The sequence below is a fragment of the Atopobiaceae bacterium genome (genome assembly GCA_022483015.1).
GTDB lineage: Bacteria > Actinomycetota > Coriobacteriia > Coriobacteriales > Atopobiaceae > JALCUE01.
The window spans coordinates 1,581,736-1,601,192 of sequence record JAKVOB010000001.1 but is presented as its reverse complement, the minus strand read 5'-3'; the positions used below and the strand labels follow the sequence as shown (position 1 = coordinate 1,601,192).

Below are 19,457 nucleotides of genomic sequence, written 5' to 3'. Positions count from 1 at the left end.
CGTCAGCGCACCTCCCCGACGCCGAGCTGCGAGGCCGCGAGCTCGGCATAGACGGGACAGTCACGGACGAGCTGATCATGCGAGCCCAAGCCCGACACCCTGCCGGCATCGAGCACGAGGATGAGGTCGGCATCGCGCACCGTCGAGATGCGCTGTGAGATCATGACGCAGGTGAAGGGCGTGGCACTCGAGCGGAGGGCGTGCCTCAGCGCCGCATCGGTCGCGAAGTCGAGGGCCGAGGAGGCGTCGTCGAGGACGAGGACCGAGGGCCCGCCCACGAGGGCGCGCGCGATCGTGATGCGCTGTCGCTGGCCCCCGGAGAGGTTGAGCCCTCCCGCCGAGACCGGCATGTCGAGCCCCTCCGGGCGTGCGCGGACGAAGTCTGCGGCCTGGGCCGTCTCGAGGGCCTCCCAGAGCTCGGAATCGCCGGCCTCGGCGTCACGCCAGAGCAGGTTGGAGCGAACGGTCCCACTCAGCAGCGAGACGTCCTGTGGGACGACCCCGACCAAGGACCTGAGCTCATCGAGGCGATAGTCCCTCACATCGTGGCCGAAGAGGCGTACTGACCCTTCGCACGCGTCATACAGACGCGGCACGAGGTTCGCCAGGCACGACTTGCCAGAACCGGTCCCACCGATGACTCCCAGGGTCCCCCCGCGCGGCACGCGAACCGAGACGTCCTCGAGCGCGTCAGCCTTACTCCCGGCGAAGCCGAACGAGACATGGTCGAGCTCTACCGCAGGGCACCCGTCCGAGGAGGCCCCGAGCCGCACCCCAGGCCCGTCATGCATCCCCGGCTCGAGGTCAAGGACCTCCGAGACACGCGACGCGGAGGCAGAGGCCTTGGTGAAGATGACGACGAGGTTGGCGACGTAGACGATGGCAAGGAGCATCTGGGTCAGGTAGTTCACGAAGGCCATGACCTCGCCTTGTGTGAGGTCGCCAAGGTCCACACGAGCACCTCCGACCCAGAGAATGGCCACGACCCCAAGGTCCATGACGGCCAATGTGGCTGGGTTCAGCAGCGACGAGAGCCTTCCGGCGGCGATGGCGGTCTCCGCCTGGTCCGCGGCGGCCCGCTCGAAGCGGCGGTCCTCGTGATCCTCACGTACGAATGCCCGTATCACGCGGGCACCCGAGAGCGCCTCGCGGCAGATCGTGGCCACCCTGTCGAGCTTGGCCTGCATGGACCTGAAGTAGGGTATGCAGCGTCGCATCACGAGGAGAAAGACGAGGGCGATGGCTGGGGTGAGGACGACGAAGATGAGCCCCAGCCGCACGTCTATGGCCAAGGCGCACAGCATGGACCCGATGGCGAGGAAGGGCCACCTGATCACCTGCCTGACGAGCATGGCGACGGCCACCTGGAGCTGGTTGACGTCGTTGGTGATCCGGGTCACGAGCGAGGCGCACCCCAGATGGTCGAGGTCGGCGTATGAGAGCCGGTTGACCTGTGAGAAGAGCTCGCGCCGCAGGTCGGTGCCCACACCCTGCGAGGTGAGTGCAGCCATCTTCTGGCAGACGAGCGTCGACGCGAGGCCGGCCACGGCCATGACACCGAGCAGGGCCCCGAGCCTCAGGACCACGGAGGAGTCCCGCAGGGCCACCCCCTCATCGACCATACGCGCTACCACGATGGGCACGCAGAGGTCGAAGACGACCTCGAGGAGCTTGGCCGCCGGGCCTATCACGAGATAGCGACGGTAGCGTGGGAGGAACCTACGGGCGAGCCCGACCATGCCCGAACCCGCCTTCGACGATGTCGAAGGGCGGCTCATTCTATGCCGAGCGTCTCAGAGAGCTCCAGCCATTCGTCCTCGAGCTCGGATCTCTCGGTATTGGTCTGGTCAAGCTCGTCCTGGAGGGCCTCGAGGCCGACGTAGTCGGTCGGTTCAGCCTCACCCATCGCAATCCGCAGACGGTCCGGCTCCCCTGAGAGCTTCTCGAGCCTGCGCGTCACGGCATCGAAGCGATGCTTGAGGTCGCGACGTTCTGCGTTGCTCATACCGGGCACCGCGGTCGCATGGGGCGGGTCGACCTTCTCGGCGGTGGCATCCGTGTCGTCATCGGCAGCCCCCTGCCTCCTGGCATCACGCTCGTCGAGGAGGTGAAGGTACTCGTCGACTCCGCCAGGGACGTGGCGAAGATGGCCGTCGAGAAGCGCGAACTGGTCATCGGTCACCCGTTCCATGAGGTAGCGGTCGTGCGAGACCAGAAGGAGCGTGCCGGGCCAGCCGTCGAGAAGGTCCTCCATCACGGCAAGCATGTCGGTGTCGAGGTCGTTGCCCGGCTCGTCGAGGACGAGGACGTTGGGCTCGCTCAGCAGCACGCACATGAGGGCGAGGCGACGGCGTTGGCCTCCCGAGAAGTCACCGATGGGGGTGGAGGTCTCTCGCTTTCCGAAGCCGAGGCGCTCGAGGAGCTGTGTCGGGGTCACCTCCTTGCCATCGATGACGTAGTGGGTGTGATAGCGAGCGAGGAGGTCGGAGACCCGCCAGTCGGCCTTGTCCGAGAGGAGGTCGAGATGCTGCGAGAGCGTACCTATCTTGACGCTCTTCCCCACCTTGACGGAGCCCGAGCTGGGCGCGATCCTACCCTGGATGACCTTGAGCAACGTGGACTTGCCGGCCCCGTTCTCACCGAGGATGCCGTAACGGTCGCCGGGTCCGATGAGCCAGGAGACGTGGTCGAGCACCGTGAGGTCACCAAAGCCGACGCTCACGTCCTTCATCTCGAACACCTGCTTGCCGAGACGGGAGACCGCAAGACGCTTGAGCTCGATGGGGTCTCGCAGCGCCGGTACGTCGGCCACGGCGGCCTGGGCCTCGGCGATGCGGAACTTCGGCTTGCTCGACCGCGCCTGCGCACCACGCGAGAGCCAGGCGAGCTCACGCCTGAGCATGTTCTGACGCCGCTCCTCATGTGCCGCGGCCTGACGTGCCCGCTCGACGCGCTGCTGGATGTAGGCGGAGTAACCTCCCTCGAAGGGGTCGATGGTCCCGTCATGGACCTCCCACATCCGTTGGCAGACCTCGTCGAGGAACCATCGGTCGTGGGTCACGCAGAGCAGCGCTCCCTCGCCGTCACGCCAGCGGTTCCGCAGGTGGTCGGCGAGCCAGGTGATGGCCCGCATGTCGAGGTGGTTCGTGGGCTCGTCAAGGGCGAGCACGTCCCAGTCGCCCACGAGCAGGCGGCAGAGGTCGACGCGCCTGCGCTGGCCTCCCGAGAGGGTCCCCACTGCGGCATCCCAGTCGACGTCAGCCAGGAGGGAGCCTATGATCTCTCGCGTGCGGGGGTCTGACGCCCACTCGTACTCGGGCCGCTCCCCCACCACCACGCCTGAGACCGTGGCGTCGTCGGCGAGCTCGTCGGTCTGGCCCAACAGCCCCACCCGTATGCCGCCCCTCCAGGTGACCGCCCCGGAATCGGGCTCGAGGGTATGCGCTATGAGCGAGAGGAGCGTCGACTTGCCATCGCCGTTCGCGCCGACGATGCCGATGCGGTCGCCTTCCTCGATGCCGATGGTCTCGTCGTCAAGGACCCGCTTGCCAGGCCACTCGTGAGAGAGGTGCTCGCACCCTATGAGGATTCCCATGGGCCTACGCCTCGTCCCTGGAGGGCGCATCGTCCGCAAGGCCCCTGAGCATTGCGATCTCACGAGCCCAACCGTCGAGGTCGTTCGGGGTCTCGAGAATCATGGGGAGCCGGGAGAGCCGGCCGTTGGTGACGATCGCGCGGAAGGTGTCGATGCCCAACGTGCCCTCGCCGATCCGCTCGTGACGGTCCTTGTGCGACGCCGGCGGGTTCTTTGAGTCGTTGACGTGCAGGGCGCAGAGACGGTCGAGGCCGATGACATGGTCGAACTCATCGAGCACACCGTCAAGGTCGCCGATGATGTCATAGCCGGCATCGCTCACATGGCAGGTATCGAGGCACACGCCAAGCTCGTCGCCATGGGAGGACGCGTCCATGATGGCACGGAGCTCCTCGAAGGTGCCCCCGACCTCAGAGCCCTTGCCGCTCATGGTCTCGAGGAGCACCCGCGCGCGGTGCGGACGTTCCAAGGCCTCATCGAGCCCCTGTGCAATAAGCTCGATGCCTGCGTCGACCCCCTGGCCCACATGGCTGCCAGGGTGGAAGTTGTAATAGCTTGATGGCAGCGAGTCGAGCCGTGTGAGGTCGTCAGCCATGGCCTCACGGCCGAAGGCGCGGACCTCCGGCTTGGCTGAGGCGAGGTTCAACGTGTAGGGGGCGTGGGCCACGAGCATGCCGAACCCATGCTGGTCCATCTCGTGGGCGAGCCCTGCAACGTCAGCCGCATCCAACGCCCGAACGGAGCCGCCGCGCGGGTTACGGGTGAAGTAGGCGAAGGTGTTCGCGCCGATGCCGATGGCGTCGAGGCCCATGGCAGCGAACCCCTTGGCACACGAGAGGTGACATCCTAGGGTCAGCACTGCGCACCACCGGGTCGAGGCATCACCATGGTCGCATCGACCGCGACGGCCATGCCCCTGGCTCGAAGCTCGATGGCACGGCAGACGACCGCCTCAGCGACGAGGTCCTTCGAGAGGCACCCTAGCTTGGTCTCGCCGTCCGCATCGACCAGGGTCACCGTATCGGTGTCGGAACCGAAGGTAGAGTCTGGGCGCGACACGTCGTTGGCGACGATGAGGTCACACCCCTTCGACCTCAGCTTGGTACGAGCGGACGCGACGAGGTCGTCCGTCTCGGCGGCGAACCCCACGACGACACGCCTGCCCTTCTCGAGGCAGAGGGCCCTGAGGATGTCGGGGTTCTCGACGAGCTCGACCTTCTCGAGCGGTTCCTTCGACTTCTTGAGCTTGTGGTCGGCAGTCGCTGCGGGAGTGTAGTCGGCGACGGCGGCTGCGCAGATCGCGAGGCCACAGCCTTGGAACGCGGATGCGGTCGCCACGAGCATCTCGGCTGCCGTCGTGACGCGTACGACCTCGACGTCCTCGGGAGGTTCCGCCTCGCAGGGACCGCACACGACGGTCACCTCGGCGCCATGGCGCACGAGGGCGCGGGCGAGGGCCATGCCCATCTTACCTGAGCTCGCGTTCGCGATGAAGCGTACCGGGTCTATGGGTTCATGAGTGGGACCGGCGGTGACGAGGGCACGGACGCCGGCGAGCTCCTGCCCCGGCACCCCGCCGAGCGCGACCAGCGCGTAGCGCACCACCTCGTCGACCGAGGAGAGCTTCCCCTCCCCCGTAGTCCCGCATGCGAGCCTGCCCTGGACGGGTCCGACGATGCCGACGCCACGAGAGCGCAGGGCGGCGACGTTGGCCTGGGTGGCAGGGTTCTGCCACATATGGACGTTCATGGCAGGCGCCACGACGACCGGGGAGTCGGCTGCCACAAGACAGGACGTGAGACAGTCGTCCGCGATGCCATGCGCCATCTTCGCGAGGACGTTGGCGGTGGCAGGGCAGACGAGGATGAGGTCGGCCCACTCCGCGAGGTGCACGTGGGGGATGGGCGAGTCCGCATAGCCGTACAGGTCGACGGCGACCGGATGCCCGGAGAGGGCCTCGAAGGTCACCGGCGACACGAAGCGAGTGGCGTCCTGCGTCATGACGACGCGGATGTCACAGGAGGCGTCCTGGAGCCCCCTCAGGACCTCGCAGGCCTTATAGGCGGCGATGCCGCCGGTGACGCAGAGCACGACGTCGGCACGCATGCCCGGGAGCTTCTCGATCATGAGATATCGTTCCTTCCTACCATCCGCAGCGGCAGCCTCCCCTAGCGAGCCTCAGTGACGAGGATGCGATGGCAGTAGGGGCATTCGGTGATGACGGGGCCATGCGCGAGGTCAGAGAACTGGCTCGGCTGTAGCGTGACCCGGCAGGCGGAGGGCTTGTTCCCCTCGAGGTGCTCGACGGCGATGCCGGAGAAGCGCTTGCAGGCCTTATCGTAGCGCGCGACGAGCTCGGGGGTGAGGTCGGCGACGACCCGGTCACGCTCGGCCTCGAGCTGGTCGACCTCCTCCTGGATGGAGCCCGCATCCGACCTGAAGGTCTCAGTGAGGGCAGCCTCCTGCTCGACGAGACGGGCGTCGAGGTCATGGGCGTTCCGCTCGGCGCGCTCGATCTTCTCGAGCTCGTCGGTGAGCTGGTCATCCTCGTAGCTGAGCTTCTCGAGGCGCTTGGCATAGAGCGAGAGCCGCTCCTCGAGATCCTTGGCATGCCTGAACTCGGAGGAACCCTCGGCAGCCTCGACCTGGGCCTCCTCGACCTTGGCCTCGAACGAGGCGCGCTCCTTGCCGTTGTCCTCGATCTCCATCTCGAGGTCCTTGCGCTGCCCGACGATGCGAGTGACCTCCGTGGCGATCTTCTTGCGGGCCGCGCGCACCGCAAGGATCCTCTTGCGCTGGGGCAGGGCCGCAATCGTGTTGCGACACCGGATGAGCGAGAGGTCTATCTCCTGAAGTCGTACCAACGCCTCGGGCTCCGTCATGGTCTCTCCCGTCCTCGAGCCATCTGGCTCGTCATCCATCGTGGTTCGTCCTTGAGCCGCACGTGCCTGATCCCAGGCGCACATGCGGCCACCGTACGGTCGAGCAGGCCCGCGTAGGCAAGCTCGGAGATGTCATGTCCAACGAGTATAACCGCGCAGCCGGCTGCGACGAGGTCCAGGACGCGATGGTAGCCACATTCCCCAGCGATGACACACGTGCATCCGCGCTCGACGGCATCCCTCCCGAGGTCCCCCGCAGACCCGCTCAGGAAGCCCACGGACCCGGGGACCGAGGAGGCGTCGCCGTAGATGCGCGCCTCGCCTCCGAGGCGCACGTCCAGACGTCGTGCGAGGAGGGCGACGGAAGAGCCGTCGCCCTCGAGGAGCGCCCCATACCCATCGGGCTCAACGATACGGCCGGACCGCACGAGCCCCACCGACGACGCGCAGAGGTCGAGTGCCGTATCGCTCCGGTCAAGGTTGGTGTGCATCGCAACGAGCGAGACGCCCGAGCGCACGGCCGTCCACACGACCTCTCCCGCGAGCGACGAGGTGAGGGCCGAGGGCGTGACCAGAGAGGGGGCGTCGAGGAAGGCCGGATGATGCGTGAGGAGGACGTTGCACCCCGAGGCGGAGGCAGCAAGGACCGTGGCAGGTAGCGGGTCGAGGGCGGTGGCAATTCCCTCAACCTCTGCTAGAGGGTCACCTACGCTCAGTCCCGGGTGATCCCATTCCTCAGCCTGAGCCTGAGGAAACGATTCAAACAGTCTACCAGCAAGTTCAGCGATATTCATACTAACCTCAAGCTCTCATATAGTGTTCGCTTGACCCCTGGAATCGAATGCCTCAACCCTCGATACATGGTTAGCAGCCAAAGGCTCCTACGAGGTTATGATACCCCCACCTACGACGACATCACCTTGATAGAGAGCTGCCGTCTGACCCGGTACCACGAGCTCTTCGCCGTCGAGCATTTCTATACGAGCCTCACCATGCGTCCCAAGTGACCTGACCCGGGCGTGGCGGATCGGGCCATGGAAACGCGTCTGCACGACCAGCTCGTCCTCCGGCCTGGATGCATCGGGGTGATAGACAAGGTCACGCACGGTCATCGTCGGCTCCGTAGGGTGATGGAGGCGCGACACGACGACCCTATGCCCATCGACGTCAATCCGCTGCACGTACCACGGTCCCCCGGCAAGGCCGAGGCCCTTACGCTGCCCGATGGTATAACCTGGGGTCCCCTCATGATGTCCGAGCACGCTACCCTGCTCGTCCACGATGTCTCCCGGTGCGAATGCCATCGGGTCCTCAGTGGGGAGAAGGGTGCGATAGTCCCCGCCAGGCGCGAAGCAGAGTCCCTGCGAGTCATGGGCGTCGGAGGCAGGTAGTTCCTCCTCTGCCGCATAGTGCCTCGTCTGGGCCTTCGTGGCATCGCAGAGAGGGAACAGGCAACGGGACACGACGTCGGGGCCAAGCCTGCACATGAAGTAGCTCTGGTCACGTAGGGTGTCCCTCCCTCGTACGAGACGCCACATCCCATCGGCCCCCTCGGTCCTGCCGACGTAATGACCGGTCGCGACCGCATCGCAGGACAGCTCGTCGGAGAGGCGCACGAGGGTCGCGAACTTCACGTGCTCGTTGCAGCCGATGCAGGGACTTGGTGTCAGGCCCTTTAGGTACTCGGCGCAGAAGGGTCCGGAGACATACTTCCGGAACGCCTCGGACGCATCGTACTCGATAAGGGGGACCCCCAATGATTCGCAGGTCTGACGCGCACGCTCGAGTGCCTCGGGCCCGGGGACCGCAATGGGGTCGTGCTGCATCACGAGCGTGGCGGCGATGACCGTGTCGCCCTGCTCGACGAGATGCGCAACCACCGCAGAGGAGTCGACACCTCCCGAGAGGCCCACGAGGACCCTCAACGGGTGCGTCCCCGTCGTGTCAGGTCTGCCACGATCGCAAGGAGGCTGTCGCAGAAGGCATCGAGGTCCTCCGGTGCGACCCTCTCGTCAAAGGAGACCCTGAGCGAGCCGAAGGCGTCATCCCTGGGGATGCCCATGGCCGTGAGGACATGGCTCGGGTCGAGCGAGCCGGATGAGCAGGCCGACCCCGCAGAGACCTCGAACCCTGCCTCGTCCAGACGCACGATGAGGGTCTCGGAGTCGATGCCGGGGACCATGACGCTCACCATACCGGGGAGCCGCGTGTCGTCGACATGGGCGACCGTGGTAGGCAGGATGCCGGTACCCTCGGCGCAGAGCCGTTCGTAGACATGGTTGGAGTATCCCGCGACCTGCTCTCGCGTGCTGTCGAGCGCCCCCATGCAGGTCCGCACAGCCGCCGAGAAGGCCATGGCGCCGCGGACGTCCTGGGTACCTGGGCGCCTGCCGGCTTCCTGACCTCCCCCGAAGGTCTGGGGCCTGAAGGCACAACGGCCCCTGATGGCCAGGGCACCGATTCCGACAGGGCCACCGATCTTATGTGCGGCGATGCTGACGGCATCGGCAGAGGCGACGTCGAGGGGGATGCGACCGAAGCCTTGGACAGCATCGACATGGTACGCCGCCCCGACGGAATGCGCGGCATCGCCAATGGCACCCGTAGGCTGAACCACACCGGTCTCGTTGTTGGCGCACATCACGCTCACAAGGGCGACATGCCCGTCAAGATGGTGTTCAACCTCCTCGGCAGAGACGACCCCGTCGCGCGCCGGACGGGCGAGCTCGACCTCGAAACCTCGGTCCTTGAGCGGTGACACCAGGTCGAGGACCGAGTCATGCTCAATCGCCGAGAGGACGACCTTCGTCCGGCCACGGTCGCGCATGCGCATCCCCTCGGCGATGCCATAGAGCGCGAGGTTGTTCGACTCCGTCCCCCCTGAGGTCAGGACGACGTCGGCCGGCCTGAAACGACCACCGACGGCCCGGGCGATGACGGCACGGGCGGAGTCGAGCTCGCGGGCCGCATCGCGTCCGAGCGAATGGAGCGAGTTCGGGTTGGCACCGGCGCAGGCAAGCCGGGCATAGGCATTCTCGGCCTCGAGGGCCTCGGGCCGCTCGGGCGCAGATGCCGCATAGTCGAGATAGACGTAACGAGGGTCATCAGATGGCATGGGCTATGCCTCCACAGAGAGACCACGGGCAGCATACTCGCGCAGGATGGAAATTGCTTGCTCTCGATAGTCGGAACCAAAGACCGCGCTGCCGGCCACGAGCCTCGTCGCGCCCGCAGCGACGACATCAGCCGCAGTCCTGGCATTGATGCCACCGTCGACCTCGATGACAGGCGAGCAGTGGAGCCGGTCGCAGAGGGCCTTGAGCTTCGAGAGCTTCGCGAGCGATGCCTCGATGAAGGGCTGTCCGCCGTAGCCAGGGTCCACCGTCATGACGAGCACCTGGTCGACGATGCCGACGAGTTCCTCGAGGGCAGACACCGGCGTTGCCGGGCACAGCGCGACGCCGGCCTTGGAACCATGGGCATGGATGGCCTCGACGATGCGATGCGAATGTGTGGCCGCCTCCACATGGAAGGTGAGTATGTCGGCACCAGCCTCGAGGTAGTCGGCATAGCAGGCGTCAGGGTCATCGACCATGAGATGGACGTCGAGCGGGAGCGTGGTAGCACGCCGGCACGACGAGACCATGGAGGCCCCGAAGGTGATGGGTGGCACGAAGTGCCCGTCCATCACGTCGACGTGGACGAGGTCCGCGGACTCGATCGTGGCAAGGTCGGCAGCCACTGCCATCTGGTCTGCAGACAGGATGGACGGGGCTATCTCGATGGGACCAAGCATGGTGTGACCTTTCATTGACGTTGGTCGAGGCCATAGAACTCGACGTCGGGGAGGCGGTCGAGGAGGGTCTCCATCTCCTGGTCATAGGTGGCGCGCCCAGAGAGGATCTGGCGCACGGCGGAGCAGATGGGCATGTCGACACCGAGGCGTGTGGCGAGGTCGGTGACGCTCCTCGCAGCCGCCGCACCTTCGACGACCATATGGGTCTTGGACTCGTAGTCGGAGAGGCTCGACCCCGCTGCCAGGGCCTCACCGAAGGTGCGGTTACGCGAGTGCTCTGACGTGCAGGTGGCGATGAGGTCGCCCATCCCGGCAAGGCCCATGCACGTGAGCGGGTCTCCGCCCCGAGCGACGACGAGACGGCTTATCTCGGCAAGCCCCCTCGTCATGAGCAAAGCCTGGGTGTTATCGCCGAACCCGAGCCCGGCCGAGATGCCGCAGGCGATGGCGATGACGTTCTTGGCGGCACCGCAGGTCTCGACGCCCACGAGGTCCTCTGAGACGTAGACCCTGAACGACGGCGAGACCAGCAGGTCCTGGAAGGTCCTACCGAGCTCCGCCTCCGGTGCGGCCACGACCGCGGCGGCGACCTTGCCGAGGCAGACCTCCTCCGCATGGTTCGGACCAGAGAGGGCAGCGACGCGCTCGGGGCCGCCGAGCTCGGATGCCACGACCTCCGTCAGCGTGAGCCCGGTGGACTCCTCCACGCCCTTGGCAAGGACGAGGACCGGCATGCAGTCCGAGACCAACGGTGCCATCTCGTGGGTCGTCTGACGGAGGAAGGCGGACGGGACGGCGAGCAGGACCCGCGTGGCCCCCGCGAGGGCACACGCAAGGTCGGTGGTCGCAGTCACGTTGTCGGGGAGCCGATAGGCCGCAAGGTAGCGGGGGTTCATATGGCCGGTGTTGATACCATCCGCGACCTCAGGCGAGTGCGACCATGCCACGACCCCGGAGGCGCGAGGCGCCACAAGCCCACAGACAGCCGTACCCCACGAGCCGGCGCCGATGACGGCGACCCGTTCGCTCATGCCTGGTCACCCTCCTTGGAGGCTTCGTCGTGATGGAACGAGAAGCGCTTCTCGGTGCCATGGGCGAGCTTGGCGATGTTGGCCCTATGCGCCCATACCACGACGGCAGACACGCAGACGATCGGGACCATGAACCCGAGGGAGGGCTGATAGAGGAACCAGCACAGGAAGGGCAGCGAGATCGCCGCGGCCACGGAGCCAAGCGACACGTAGCGCGATGGGAGTGCGAAGAGTACGAAGAACGCCAGCAGCCCCAGGGCCACGGGCCACATGAACCCGAGGGCGGCACCGAACCCGACCGCGATGCCCTTCCCGCCATGGAAGTGCAGGTACGGCGAGAAGACATGGCCACAGATGGCCGCAAGGTAGACGAGCCCCATCATCCATGACCATATGCCGCCGGGGATGACGGCAGCAACGCCACCACAGCAGACAACCGACCCCAGGAGCTGCGATGAGACGAAGGTGCAGACGAGCCCCTTGCCTGCATCACAGAGGAGCGTGAGGCCACCTGCCGAGGCCCCCACGGTACGCGAGACATTGGTCGTACCGATGTTGCCGCTGCCGGCAGCCCTCACGTCGACACCGGCGCGCCTCGAGGCGATGATGAGGCCGAAGGGTATGCCGCAGACGAGATAGGTCACGAGGACACAGACCGCACAGAGCCAGACCGCTGGCGACGTCAGCGTCATGAGGTCTGCTCCTTCCGACGGAAGCGCATCCTGACAGGGGTCCCCGTGAGGTCGAACGACTCACGCAGGCGATTCTCGACATAGCGCTCGTAGTTGTCATCGACGAGCTCGGGAAGGTTGCAGAAGAAGGTGAAGGTCGGCGGCTTGGTGCCCGTCTGGGTGGCGTATTGCACCTTGAGCCGCTTGGGTCCCTTGACCACGGTGTGCCCCGTCTCGCGCATCTGTGTGAGCATGACGTTGAGCTTGGAGGTCGGGATGTGGGCCTCATGGGCGGCGGCGGCCGCCTCCACGAGCTCCCAGATGCGGTCGACCGAGCGGCCCGTGAGCGCCGAGATCCTCAGGACGGGCGTCCAGGTCGCGAAGGCCATACGACGCGCGAGCGACTGCATGACGTGCTCGCGCTCGTCCGCATCGCGCATGAGGTCCCACTTGTTGAGCAGGATCACGAGGGCGCAGCCCCGCTCGATGGCGAGTCCGGCGACCTTCTGGTCCTGCTCGGTCACACCGACCGTCGCGTCGACGACGAGCAGGCACACGTCGGCGCGCTCGATGGCGGCAAGGCCACGCACGAGCCCGTAATACTCGATGTCCTCGTGCACGACGTTGCGCTTGCGCATACCGGCCGTGTCGACGAGCCTGAACCGCTGCCCGTCATGCTCGACCAGGATATCCACGGCATCACGCGTCGTTCCGGCGACGTCCGAGACGATGGAGCGCTCGGAACCCGCGATGCGGTTGGTGAGCGACGACTTGCCCACGTTGGGACGTCCGATGATGGCGACGTTCACGAGCCCGTCGTCCTCCTCGACCTCGTCGTCCTCGCCGGGAAAGTACGAGATGATCTCATCGAGAAGGTCACCGGTACCATGCCCGTGGAGGGCCGACAGGGCCCTCGGCTCACCGACGCCCAGCGTGTAGAAGTCCCAGAGGGCCTCCTCCTCGCGCGCAGGGTCGTCACACTTGTTGACGAGGAGGAAGACCGGCTTGTCGGACTTGCGCAGGACGCGGGCCACGGCCTCGTCCTCCTCGGTGACGCCCACGGAGCCGTCAACCAGGAAGAGGATGACGTTCGCCTGGTCACAGGCAGCCTCCGCCTGCTCGCGGATGGGGTTCGCGAACGGGTCGTCAGAGCGGGAAGACTCGATGCCGCCCGTGTCGACGATCACGAAGTCCCGTCCGTTCCAGTCCGCGTCATGGTATGACCGGTCACGCGTGACGCCACGCGACTCATGGACGATGGCTTCTCGGGACTGCGATATGCGGTTGACGAGCGTTGACTTTCCGACGTTGGGTCGACCGACGACGGCAACGATGGGTTTGGTCATGGGTGCACTCCTTGCGTTAGCTGTCCTGCCAGTCTAGCATGCGCGCCCTCGCGACGAGGGCCGCAGGGGTGGCATCAACGCGAGCCCGAGGGAAACCACAGGGACGAGGAAAGTCGGCCCGACCGCCAGCACCGTCGGCAACGAGCGGACGGTGCAGCAGGTGCGACCGGACGCCCGGGCAAGGTCGCGATCACGCCCCGACTGCGTCGCATATGGCATGGATACGTTCGATGACCTCGGCGATCTGCGCCTGGGGCGTGGAGGCTCCCGCCGTGATGCCGCATGCGTCGCACCCATCGAACCAGTGCGGGTCGAGCTCGTCCGCACACTCGATATGATGGGTCTGGGGGCATCGCCCCTGGCAGATCTCAGCAAGATGCCCGGTATTTGCGGAGTTCCTCCCCCCGATGACCACCATCACGTCAGACGCGTCCGCAAGCTCGGCAGCCGCGGCCTGGCGCTCGGAGGTGGCGGAGCAGATGGTGTTCGCGCAGTCGAGCTCGTCAACGCGGGGCAGGATGGCGCATACGACCTCGTCGAGAAGGGCCTGCGACTGCGTGGTCTGCACCACCAGACCCACCTTGCGGGAGAGGTCGAGCCCATCGACGTCATCCGCACTCGCGACGACCAGGGAGCCAGGGGCATGGCCCACGATCCCCTCGACCTCAGGATGCCCTGCCTCCCCCACCACGAGGACCTGGCAGCCGTCGTGCGCCAGACGCTCGGCAGCAAGCTGGGCCTTCTGCACGAAGGGACAGGTGGCATCCACGACCACGAGCCCCCTCTTCCGTGCCTGGTCGAGGACGCCCGGCACGACACCGTGCGAGCGGATCACGAGGGTGCTTCCCGCGTCGCTCGGGACCTCATCGACCACGGTGACCCCTCGGCCCTCGAGGTCAGCCACGACCTGCGGGTTATGGATGAGCGGCCCAAGCGTCCGCACCGGGCCGGCCGCCTCATCCAAGGCCTTGCCCACGAGCGTGAGGGCGCGCTCGACGCCATAGCAGGAGCCGGCACGTTCGGCGATGGTGACCTTCATAGGACTCAGACCTTTCCGGGGTGTTCCTCGCGAAGATGCGCACGCAGCGCATAGACGCGCTCCATCGAGACCCTCTCCATGGCGCTCAGCTGTGCCTTGCGCCCCTCGACACCGAGGCCATCGAAGGTGATGGGCTCGCCAAGGGCCAGGTAGACAGTGAGAGGACGGGGGACGTGATGCCCCTTGGGGGTCACGTCACGTGCACCGACGACCGCCCCCGGAACCACGTCCGTCTTTGCGACCTGGGCCATGAGCGAGAAGCCACCATGGATCTCGACGGGCTGGTCATCCGTCTTGATGCGGGTCCCCTCTGGGAATATGAGGATGCACTCACCGCGCTCGAGCGCGTGCTGCGCCCGCCGGACTGCCTTCAGGTCGGCCGTACCCCTGTGGACCGGGATGCCTCCTACGCGGGAGAACACCCATCGCGAGATCGCCGTCGAATCGAACTCTGCCTTGTACACGGGGCGGATGCGCAGATGGTGGGACCACATCATGATGACGAGGAGTATCGGCTCGACCATGCTCACATGATTCATGACGACCACCGACCCATGGCCACGCACATGGTCGAGGAACTCGCGCTGTCCCTCGAACGACCAGCGCCACATCAGCTTCGAGAGCACCAGGACGACCGCGGCGGCAATGTCGTAGAGCGCCCGGTCGAGCAGTGGGAAGGTGCTCATCGCGTTATCGAAGTAGCGGGCACGGGGGTCCTCGGCACGACGTGGTGCCGAACCCGTGCTGGTCTTGGAGCTCTCTTCGCTCATCGCGCGGCCTCCATGAGGGACTCGATGCGCTCGCAGACCCCTTCGACCGACAGGTCGGTCGAGTCGAGGCGCACGGCATCTACGGCAGGTACGAGCGGCGAGGCGGCACGACTCGAGTCGAGCTCGTCCCGATGGCGCAGCTCGGAGGCGACCTCGACCTCCTCGTCCCTGGAGACGTCGACATGCCTGCCTCGGGACTCGTCCCCGCCTTCCCTCTGGACGGCACGGCGACGGGCGCGCGCTGAGACGTCAGCCGTGAGGAAGACCTTGACCTCGGCATCGGGGAAGACGACCGTGCCGATGTCCCGGCCCTCTGCGACGACGTCCTTGTCTGCGGCCATGGCTCGCTGTGCCCCCACGAGCACCTCTCGCACGGCAGGGATGGCGGCGACCCCGCTCACCGAGGCATCAACCTCGGAGGTGCGTATCTGGGCCGTGACGTCCTCCCCGTCGAGAAGCACCGTCGTACCTTGCGGCGTAGGCTCGAGAACGAGGCTCGACGAGCGCGCGACCTCGCTCACGGCATCACCGTCCGCGGTGTCGACGCCCCGGGAGAGGCAGCCCCAGGTGATGGCACGGTACATGGCCCCCGTGTCAAGGTAGGTGAGCCCGTCTCGGGCCGCAAGCGCCTTAGCCACGGTGGACTTGCCAGAGCCTGCCGGCCCGTCGATGGCAACGATCATCAGTACTCCCCCCGAGCGTTGACGGTCCCCATCCGACCCGGGTCGGCCATGCGTCGCATGACCTCCTCGGGGGTGAGTCCGAACGCCTCAAGATAGAGCCTCCTGCCATCGGTCGAGAAGACCTGGGAGGAGACATTCGCTACGGAATAGTGCCAGAACTCGTGGAGGTCCCCGTTGTAGGCGGCCGCCATGACGGCCCTGGTGAACCCACCATGGGTGACGCAGGCAGTACGTCCCGGAAGACCTTTCAAGGTATGCAGGAGCGATCTGGCACGCTGGAAGAGGTGCTCGAAGCTCTCGGCACCCGGAGCCGGCTGCGAGAGGTCGTCCGCCTCCGAGAAGCCCCACGGGAACTGGTAGCCCGCCTTCACCATCTCCTCGTGTGTGATGCCCTCGATGTCGCCGAACTCGATCTCGACAAGCCGAGGCTCGACGTCGAAGTCGCACCCCACATGCTCCGCCACGGGGTCTGCGATCGATACGCATCTGCTCAAGGGACTCGTGAGCACGCGATCAGGGCGCCACGCCTCAAGAGCGGCTATGGCACGGTCCCGCTGGGCCTCTCCCTTGGGAGTCAGTGCGACGTCGCTCCTGCCCGAGAGGAACCCTTCCACGTTGGCGACCGTCTCGGGATGACGCAGGAAGAGGATGGTGCCCGTGATGGAGCTCATGAGACGGCCTCCCCCCGTGCCGCCGCGACGAGGGCCCGCTGCTCGCCCTCGTCCAGCAGCCGCCAGGTACCCTCCTGCATCCCACGGACCCCGATTGGGCCGAAGGCGTCACGGTGGAGGCTTATGACAGGGTGACCGATGGCTGAGAGCATGCGCTTCACCTGATGCTTCCTACCCTCATGGATGGCGAGACCGACCACCGAGGAGCCACTAGGCCACGATCCAGCGACGAGGGATGCCCGCGGGTCGTGGACCGGCAGCACCTCGGCCTCCGCAGGCTGGCACCGACCATCGTCGAGCTCGATCCCCTGCCTCAGGACGTCGAGCTCATGGTCCCGTACGACCCCCTCCACGAGGGCGAGGTAGTGCTTCCTCACGTGATGGGAGGGATGGAGCAGACCCTGTGCGGTGTCACCGTCCGTGGTGAACAGGAGGGCCCCTGTCGTGTCCCGGTCCAGACGGCCGACCGCGAACAGGCCGGGGTACTTATCGGTCGGGACGAGGTCGGCGACGCACGGACGTCCCTGGGGGTCACGCATCGTCGTCACGAACCCAGCGGGCTTGTCGAGCACGAGGTAGCAATGCTCGTCCTCGAGACGGCAGACCTTGCCATCGACGGTGACGACGTCGCAGGATGGGTCGACCTTGCTCCCCAGCTCGGTGACGACCGCCCCGTTGACCTGGACGCGGCCGGCGCACATGAGGTTCTCGGAACCCCTACGGCTTGCCACGCCAGCACGCGCCAGGAACCGCTGCAGCCTCATCGGCACGACGCGCTCGTCGGACGACCCCTCACTCGTCATCCTCGTCATCATCCCCCAGGTCCTCATCGTCGTCGACCTCTACGTCGAGCAGGATGTCATCGTCATGCTCGACGTCATCGGTCCCCTCGTCATCGACCTCGTCGTCATCGAGGAGGTCGCGCTCGTCGTCGAGGTCCTCCGAGACGTCCTCGAGGGTCGACTGTATGGACCTACCCGAGAGGCGTTCGCGGATGAACTTCTTCGACTCGTCGTCCGGGGCGAAGTCCTCGAGGTCAGGAAGGTCACGTAGGTTCTTGAGGCCGAAACGCTCGAGGAACGAGGCAGTGGTGCCGTAGAGGATGGCACCGCCCCTGGCATCCTCGCGGCCGACCTCGCGCACGAGGCCCTTGTCGGCAAGGCTCGAGATGACGCCGTCGGAGTTGACCCCTCGAATCGCCTTGACCCCCTCACGGGAGACCGGCTGGTGGTAGGCAATGACCGCGAGCGTCTCGAGGGCAGCCTGCGAGAGCCGACGAGTGTCCCAGCTCATGACATAGGCCTCGACCTGGTCATGGTAGGCGGGATGCGTATAGAGCCTCCAACCGCCGGCGACCTCCCGGAGCTGGAAGCCACGGTTGGCATCCGAGTACTCGGCTGCCAGCTCGGCCAACGCCGAGGCGACCTCACCGGGGGCGACCCCGAGCACCGAGCTCAGGCTGGTGGCCGGAACGGGATCGCCCGACACGAGCAGGAGGGCCTCGATCACCCCTTTGAGCGAGTCGGGCGGCAACGTCTCAAGCGTCTCCATGGTTACTCCTCCCCCGCGTACTCGAGGGCAGAGTCGTCGACCACGTAGGCCGGCGCTCCCTCGACGCGGTCGATGTCGATGGTTCCGAAGAGCTCCTTCTGCACGACCTCGATCGAGCCCTTCTTATACAGCTCGAGCATGGCCAGGAAGGTCACCACGACCTGCTCCGGGGAGGCCTGCCCGTCCAGGAGGTCGGTGAAGGTCAGGTGGTGCCGAGCCATCGTCATGCGGTCGACCGAGGCGACCGTGAGGGCGACCGGCAGACGTTTGGGAGCGATATGCTCCGCCTCGAGCAGGAAGGTCTCCTGCCGGCTGTCGATGTCCGCACAGATCACGGCCAGGCCGCGCAGGGTGATGCCTTCGAGGTAGTCGGGCATGATGCCGAGGAACTCGGGGTCGGGGCCTGCCGTGCGCGGGTGCATATGGGCCTCGGCCTCCATGCGGCTCCCAAGGGCGGCGCCTGCATTCCTGAACTGCTTGTAGGCGATGAGTCGGGCGATGAGCACCTCACGGGCATCAGAGGCAGAGAGGTCGGCGAACTCGTCGTCCTCGTCGTCGAGGTCGTCGTGAGCGAGGTCCCGGACGAGGTCGTCTGGCACCAGCGAGGCTGCCTTGATGTCGAGGAGCGTCGCGGCCACGAGCACGAAGTCGCTCGCCACGTCGAGGTCCATGTCACGCATGCGCTCGACCTCGGCGAGGTACTGGTCGGTCACCTCCGAGATCGAGATGGCACCGATGTCGACCTTCTGCCGGCTCACGAGCTGCAGGAGGAGGTCGAACGGGCCCGAGTAGACCTGCGTCTGCACACGGTAGCTCATGTGGCTCAGGCCCCCAGGAGCAAGGAGTAGAGGTTGCCGGCCGTCACGTCGAGGTAGATTCCGAGCGGGTCGAAGCTCGTGACCATAGGGATGAGATAGAGCACGATGAGAAGGATGGGAAGCGAGTAACGCTGTATCTGGTAGTACTTCTCGAGGGCCGAGCCCGAGAGGAACACCCCGATGATCGAGGAGCCGTCGAGCGGCGGCAGCGGTATGAGGTTGAAGAACATGAGCACGAGGTTCACGTAGACATAGCTCGAGAGGATGTAGCAGACGTAGTAGGCGACCTCGGAGACCGACGAGGAGTACCATCCGAACGCGGCCTGGAAGAGGGCTGCACCGACGATGGCCTGCAGGAGGTTGGCACATGGGCCCGCCAGGGCGACAAGGAGCTCGTCACGACGGCGGTTACGCAGGTTATAGGGGTTGTACGGGACGGCTTGGCAAAGGCGAAGATGGGGCCGCCTGCGATGCCCATGATGATCGGGAGGATGACCGAGCCGAAGGGGTCGATATGGGCCAGCGGGTTCAAGGTGAGCCGCCCGGCGTCCTTGGCGGTGTTGTCACCGCAGCGATAGGCGACCCATCCGTGCGCGACCTCGTG

General features: G+C 66.2%; 20 protein-coding genes. All 20 read right to left on the bottom strand.

Translation table 11 applies throughout. From position 1 onward, the window contains the following. Positions 1 to 2: 2 nt before the first annotated feature. The 20 genes from LKE50_06880 to LKE50_06785 all read right to left on the bottom strand — a co-directional run bounded on the left by LKE50_06880 (position 3) and on the right by LKE50_06785 (position 19,089). Positions 3 to 1,739 (bottom strand): ABC transporter ATP-binding protein/permease, encoded by a 1,737-nt coding sequence (locus LKE50_06880; GenBank protein ID MCH3968322.1) that lies wholly within the window; start codon positions 1,737 to 1,739, stop codon positions 3 to 5. A 35-nt stretch (positions 1,740 to 1,774) separates the two neighbouring features. After that, positions 1,775 to 3,595, bottom strand: a complete 1,821-nt coding sequence (locus LKE50_06875; GenBank protein ID MCH3968321.1) for an ABC-F family ATP-binding cassette domain-containing protein — start codon at positions 3,593 to 3,595, stop codon at positions 1,775 to 1,777. Positions 3,596 to 3,599: 4 nt separating this feature from the next. Then, positions 3,600 to 4,454, bottom strand: coding sequence for a deoxyribonuclease IV (locus tag LKE50_06870; GenBank protein ID MCH3968320.1), 855 nt, complete (start codon positions 4,452 to 4,454; stop codon positions 3,600 to 3,602). Then, positions 4,448 to 5,722, bottom strand: a complete 1,275-nt coding sequence (gene coaBC, locus LKE50_06865; GenBank protein MCH3968319.1) for a bifunctional phosphopantothenoylcysteine decarboxylase/phosphopantothenate--cysteine ligase CoaBC — start codon at positions 5,720 to 5,722, stop codon at positions 4,448 to 4,450. The genes LKE50_06870 and coaBC overlap by 7 nt, the downstream gene beginning before the upstream one ends. A 41-nt stretch (positions 5,723 to 5,763) precedes the next feature. Continuing rightward, on the bottom strand, positions 5,764 to 6,477 hold the full coding sequence (locus LKE50_06860; protein MCH3968318.1) for a C4-type zinc ribbon domain-containing protein: 714 nt from the start codon (positions 6,475 to 6,477) through the stop codon (positions 5,764 to 5,766). Next, entirely contained in the window at positions 6,474 to 7,271 is a 798-nt protein-coding gene (locus LKE50_06855) for a Nif3-like dinuclear metal center hexameric protein (GenBank protein MCH3968317.1), read from the bottom strand. The genes LKE50_06860 and LKE50_06855 overlap by 4 nt, the downstream gene beginning before the upstream one ends. Before the next feature lie 87 nt (positions 7,272 to 7,358). Continuing rightward, complete coding sequence (gene mnmA / locus LKE50_06850; GenBank protein ID MCH3968316.1) at positions 7,359 to 8,402, bottom strand: tRNA 2-thiouridine(34) synthase MnmA; 1,044 nt, start codon at positions 8,400 to 8,402, stop codon at positions 7,359 to 7,361. Further along, entirely contained in the window at positions 8,399 to 9,592 is a 1,194-nt protein-coding gene (locus tag LKE50_06845; protein MCH3968315.1) for a cysteine desulfurase, read from the bottom strand. The genes mnmA and LKE50_06845 overlap by 4 nt, the downstream gene beginning before the upstream one ends. Before the next feature lie 3 nt (positions 9,593 to 9,595). Continuing rightward, entirely contained in the window at positions 9,596 to 10,273 is a 678-nt protein-coding gene (gene rpe, locus LKE50_06840; GenBank protein ID MCH3968314.1) for a ribulose-phosphate 3-epimerase, read from the bottom strand. An 11-nt stretch (positions 10,274 to 10,284) separates the two neighbouring features. After that, positions 10,285 to 11,304, bottom strand: coding sequence for an NAD(P)-dependent glycerol-3-phosphate dehydrogenase (locus LKE50_06835; protein ID MCH3968313.1), 1,020 nt, complete (start codon positions 11,302 to 11,304; stop codon positions 10,285 to 10,287). Next, on the bottom strand, positions 11,301 to 11,996 hold the full coding sequence (gene plsY, locus LKE50_06830; protein MCH3968312.1) for a glycerol-3-phosphate 1-O-acyltransferase PlsY: 696 nt from the start codon (positions 11,994 to 11,996) through the stop codon (positions 11,301 to 11,303). The genes LKE50_06835 and plsY overlap by 4 nt, the downstream gene beginning before the upstream one ends. Continuing rightward, positions 11,993 to 13,321, bottom strand: a complete 1,329-nt coding sequence (der, locus tag LKE50_06825; protein MCH3968311.1) for a ribosome biogenesis GTPase Der — start codon at positions 13,319 to 13,321, stop codon at positions 11,993 to 11,995. Before der ends, plsY begins: the two co-directional genes overlap by 4 nt. Before the next feature lie 190 nt (positions 13,322 to 13,511). After that, positions 13,512 to 14,360, bottom strand: a complete 849-nt coding sequence (ispH, locus tag LKE50_06820) for a 4-hydroxy-3-methylbut-2-enyl diphosphate reductase (GenBank protein ID MCH3968310.1) — start codon at positions 14,358 to 14,360, stop codon at positions 13,512 to 13,514. Positions 14,361 to 14,365: 5 nt separating this feature from the next. After that, the gene (locus LKE50_06815; GenBank protein MCH3968309.1) at positions 14,366 to 15,130 is read right to left on the bottom strand and encodes a 1-acyl-sn-glycerol-3-phosphate acyltransferase; all 765 of its coding nucleotides are present in this window, start codon (positions 15,128 to 15,130) and stop codon (positions 14,366 to 14,368) included. Then, positions 15,127 to 15,813, bottom strand: coding sequence for a (d)CMP kinase (gene cmk / locus LKE50_06810; protein MCH3968308.1), 687 nt, complete (start codon positions 15,811 to 15,813; stop codon positions 15,127 to 15,129). Before cmk ends, LKE50_06815 begins: the two co-directional genes overlap by 4 nt. Further along, a complete protein-coding gene (locus tag LKE50_06805) occupies positions 15,813 to 16,484 on the bottom strand; it encodes a histidine phosphatase family protein (protein ID MCH3968307.1) in 672 nt (223 codons plus the stop codon). The genes cmk and LKE50_06805 overlap by 1 nt, the downstream gene beginning before the upstream one ends. Next, positions 16,481 to 17,296, bottom strand: a complete 816-nt coding sequence (locus tag LKE50_06800; GenBank protein MCH3968306.1) for an rRNA pseudouridine synthase — start codon at positions 17,294 to 17,296, stop codon at positions 16,481 to 16,483. The genes LKE50_06805 and LKE50_06800 overlap by 4 nt, the downstream gene beginning before the upstream one ends. Further along, the gene (scpB, locus tag LKE50_06795) at positions 17,277 to 18,035 is read right to left on the bottom strand and encodes an SMC-Scp complex subunit ScpB (GenBank protein ID MCH3968305.1); all 759 of its coding nucleotides are present in this window, start codon (positions 18,033 to 18,035) and stop codon (positions 17,277 to 17,279) included. Before scpB ends, LKE50_06800 begins: the two co-directional genes overlap by 20 nt. A 2-nt stretch (positions 18,036 to 18,037) precedes the next feature. Then, the gene (locus LKE50_06790) at positions 18,038 to 18,853 is read right to left on the bottom strand and encodes a segregation/condensation protein A (protein MCH3968304.1); all 816 of its coding nucleotides are present in this window, start codon (positions 18,851 to 18,853) and stop codon (positions 18,038 to 18,040) included. A gap of 5 nt (positions 18,854 to 18,858) precedes the next feature. Then, positions 18,859 to 19,089: a hypothetical protein gene (locus tag LKE50_06785; GenBank protein MCH3968303.1), complete on the bottom strand. Its 231-nt coding sequence runs from the start codon at positions 19,087 to 19,089 to the stop codon at positions 18,859 to 18,861. Between the last annotated feature and the right edge of the window lie 368 nt (positions 19,090 to 19,457).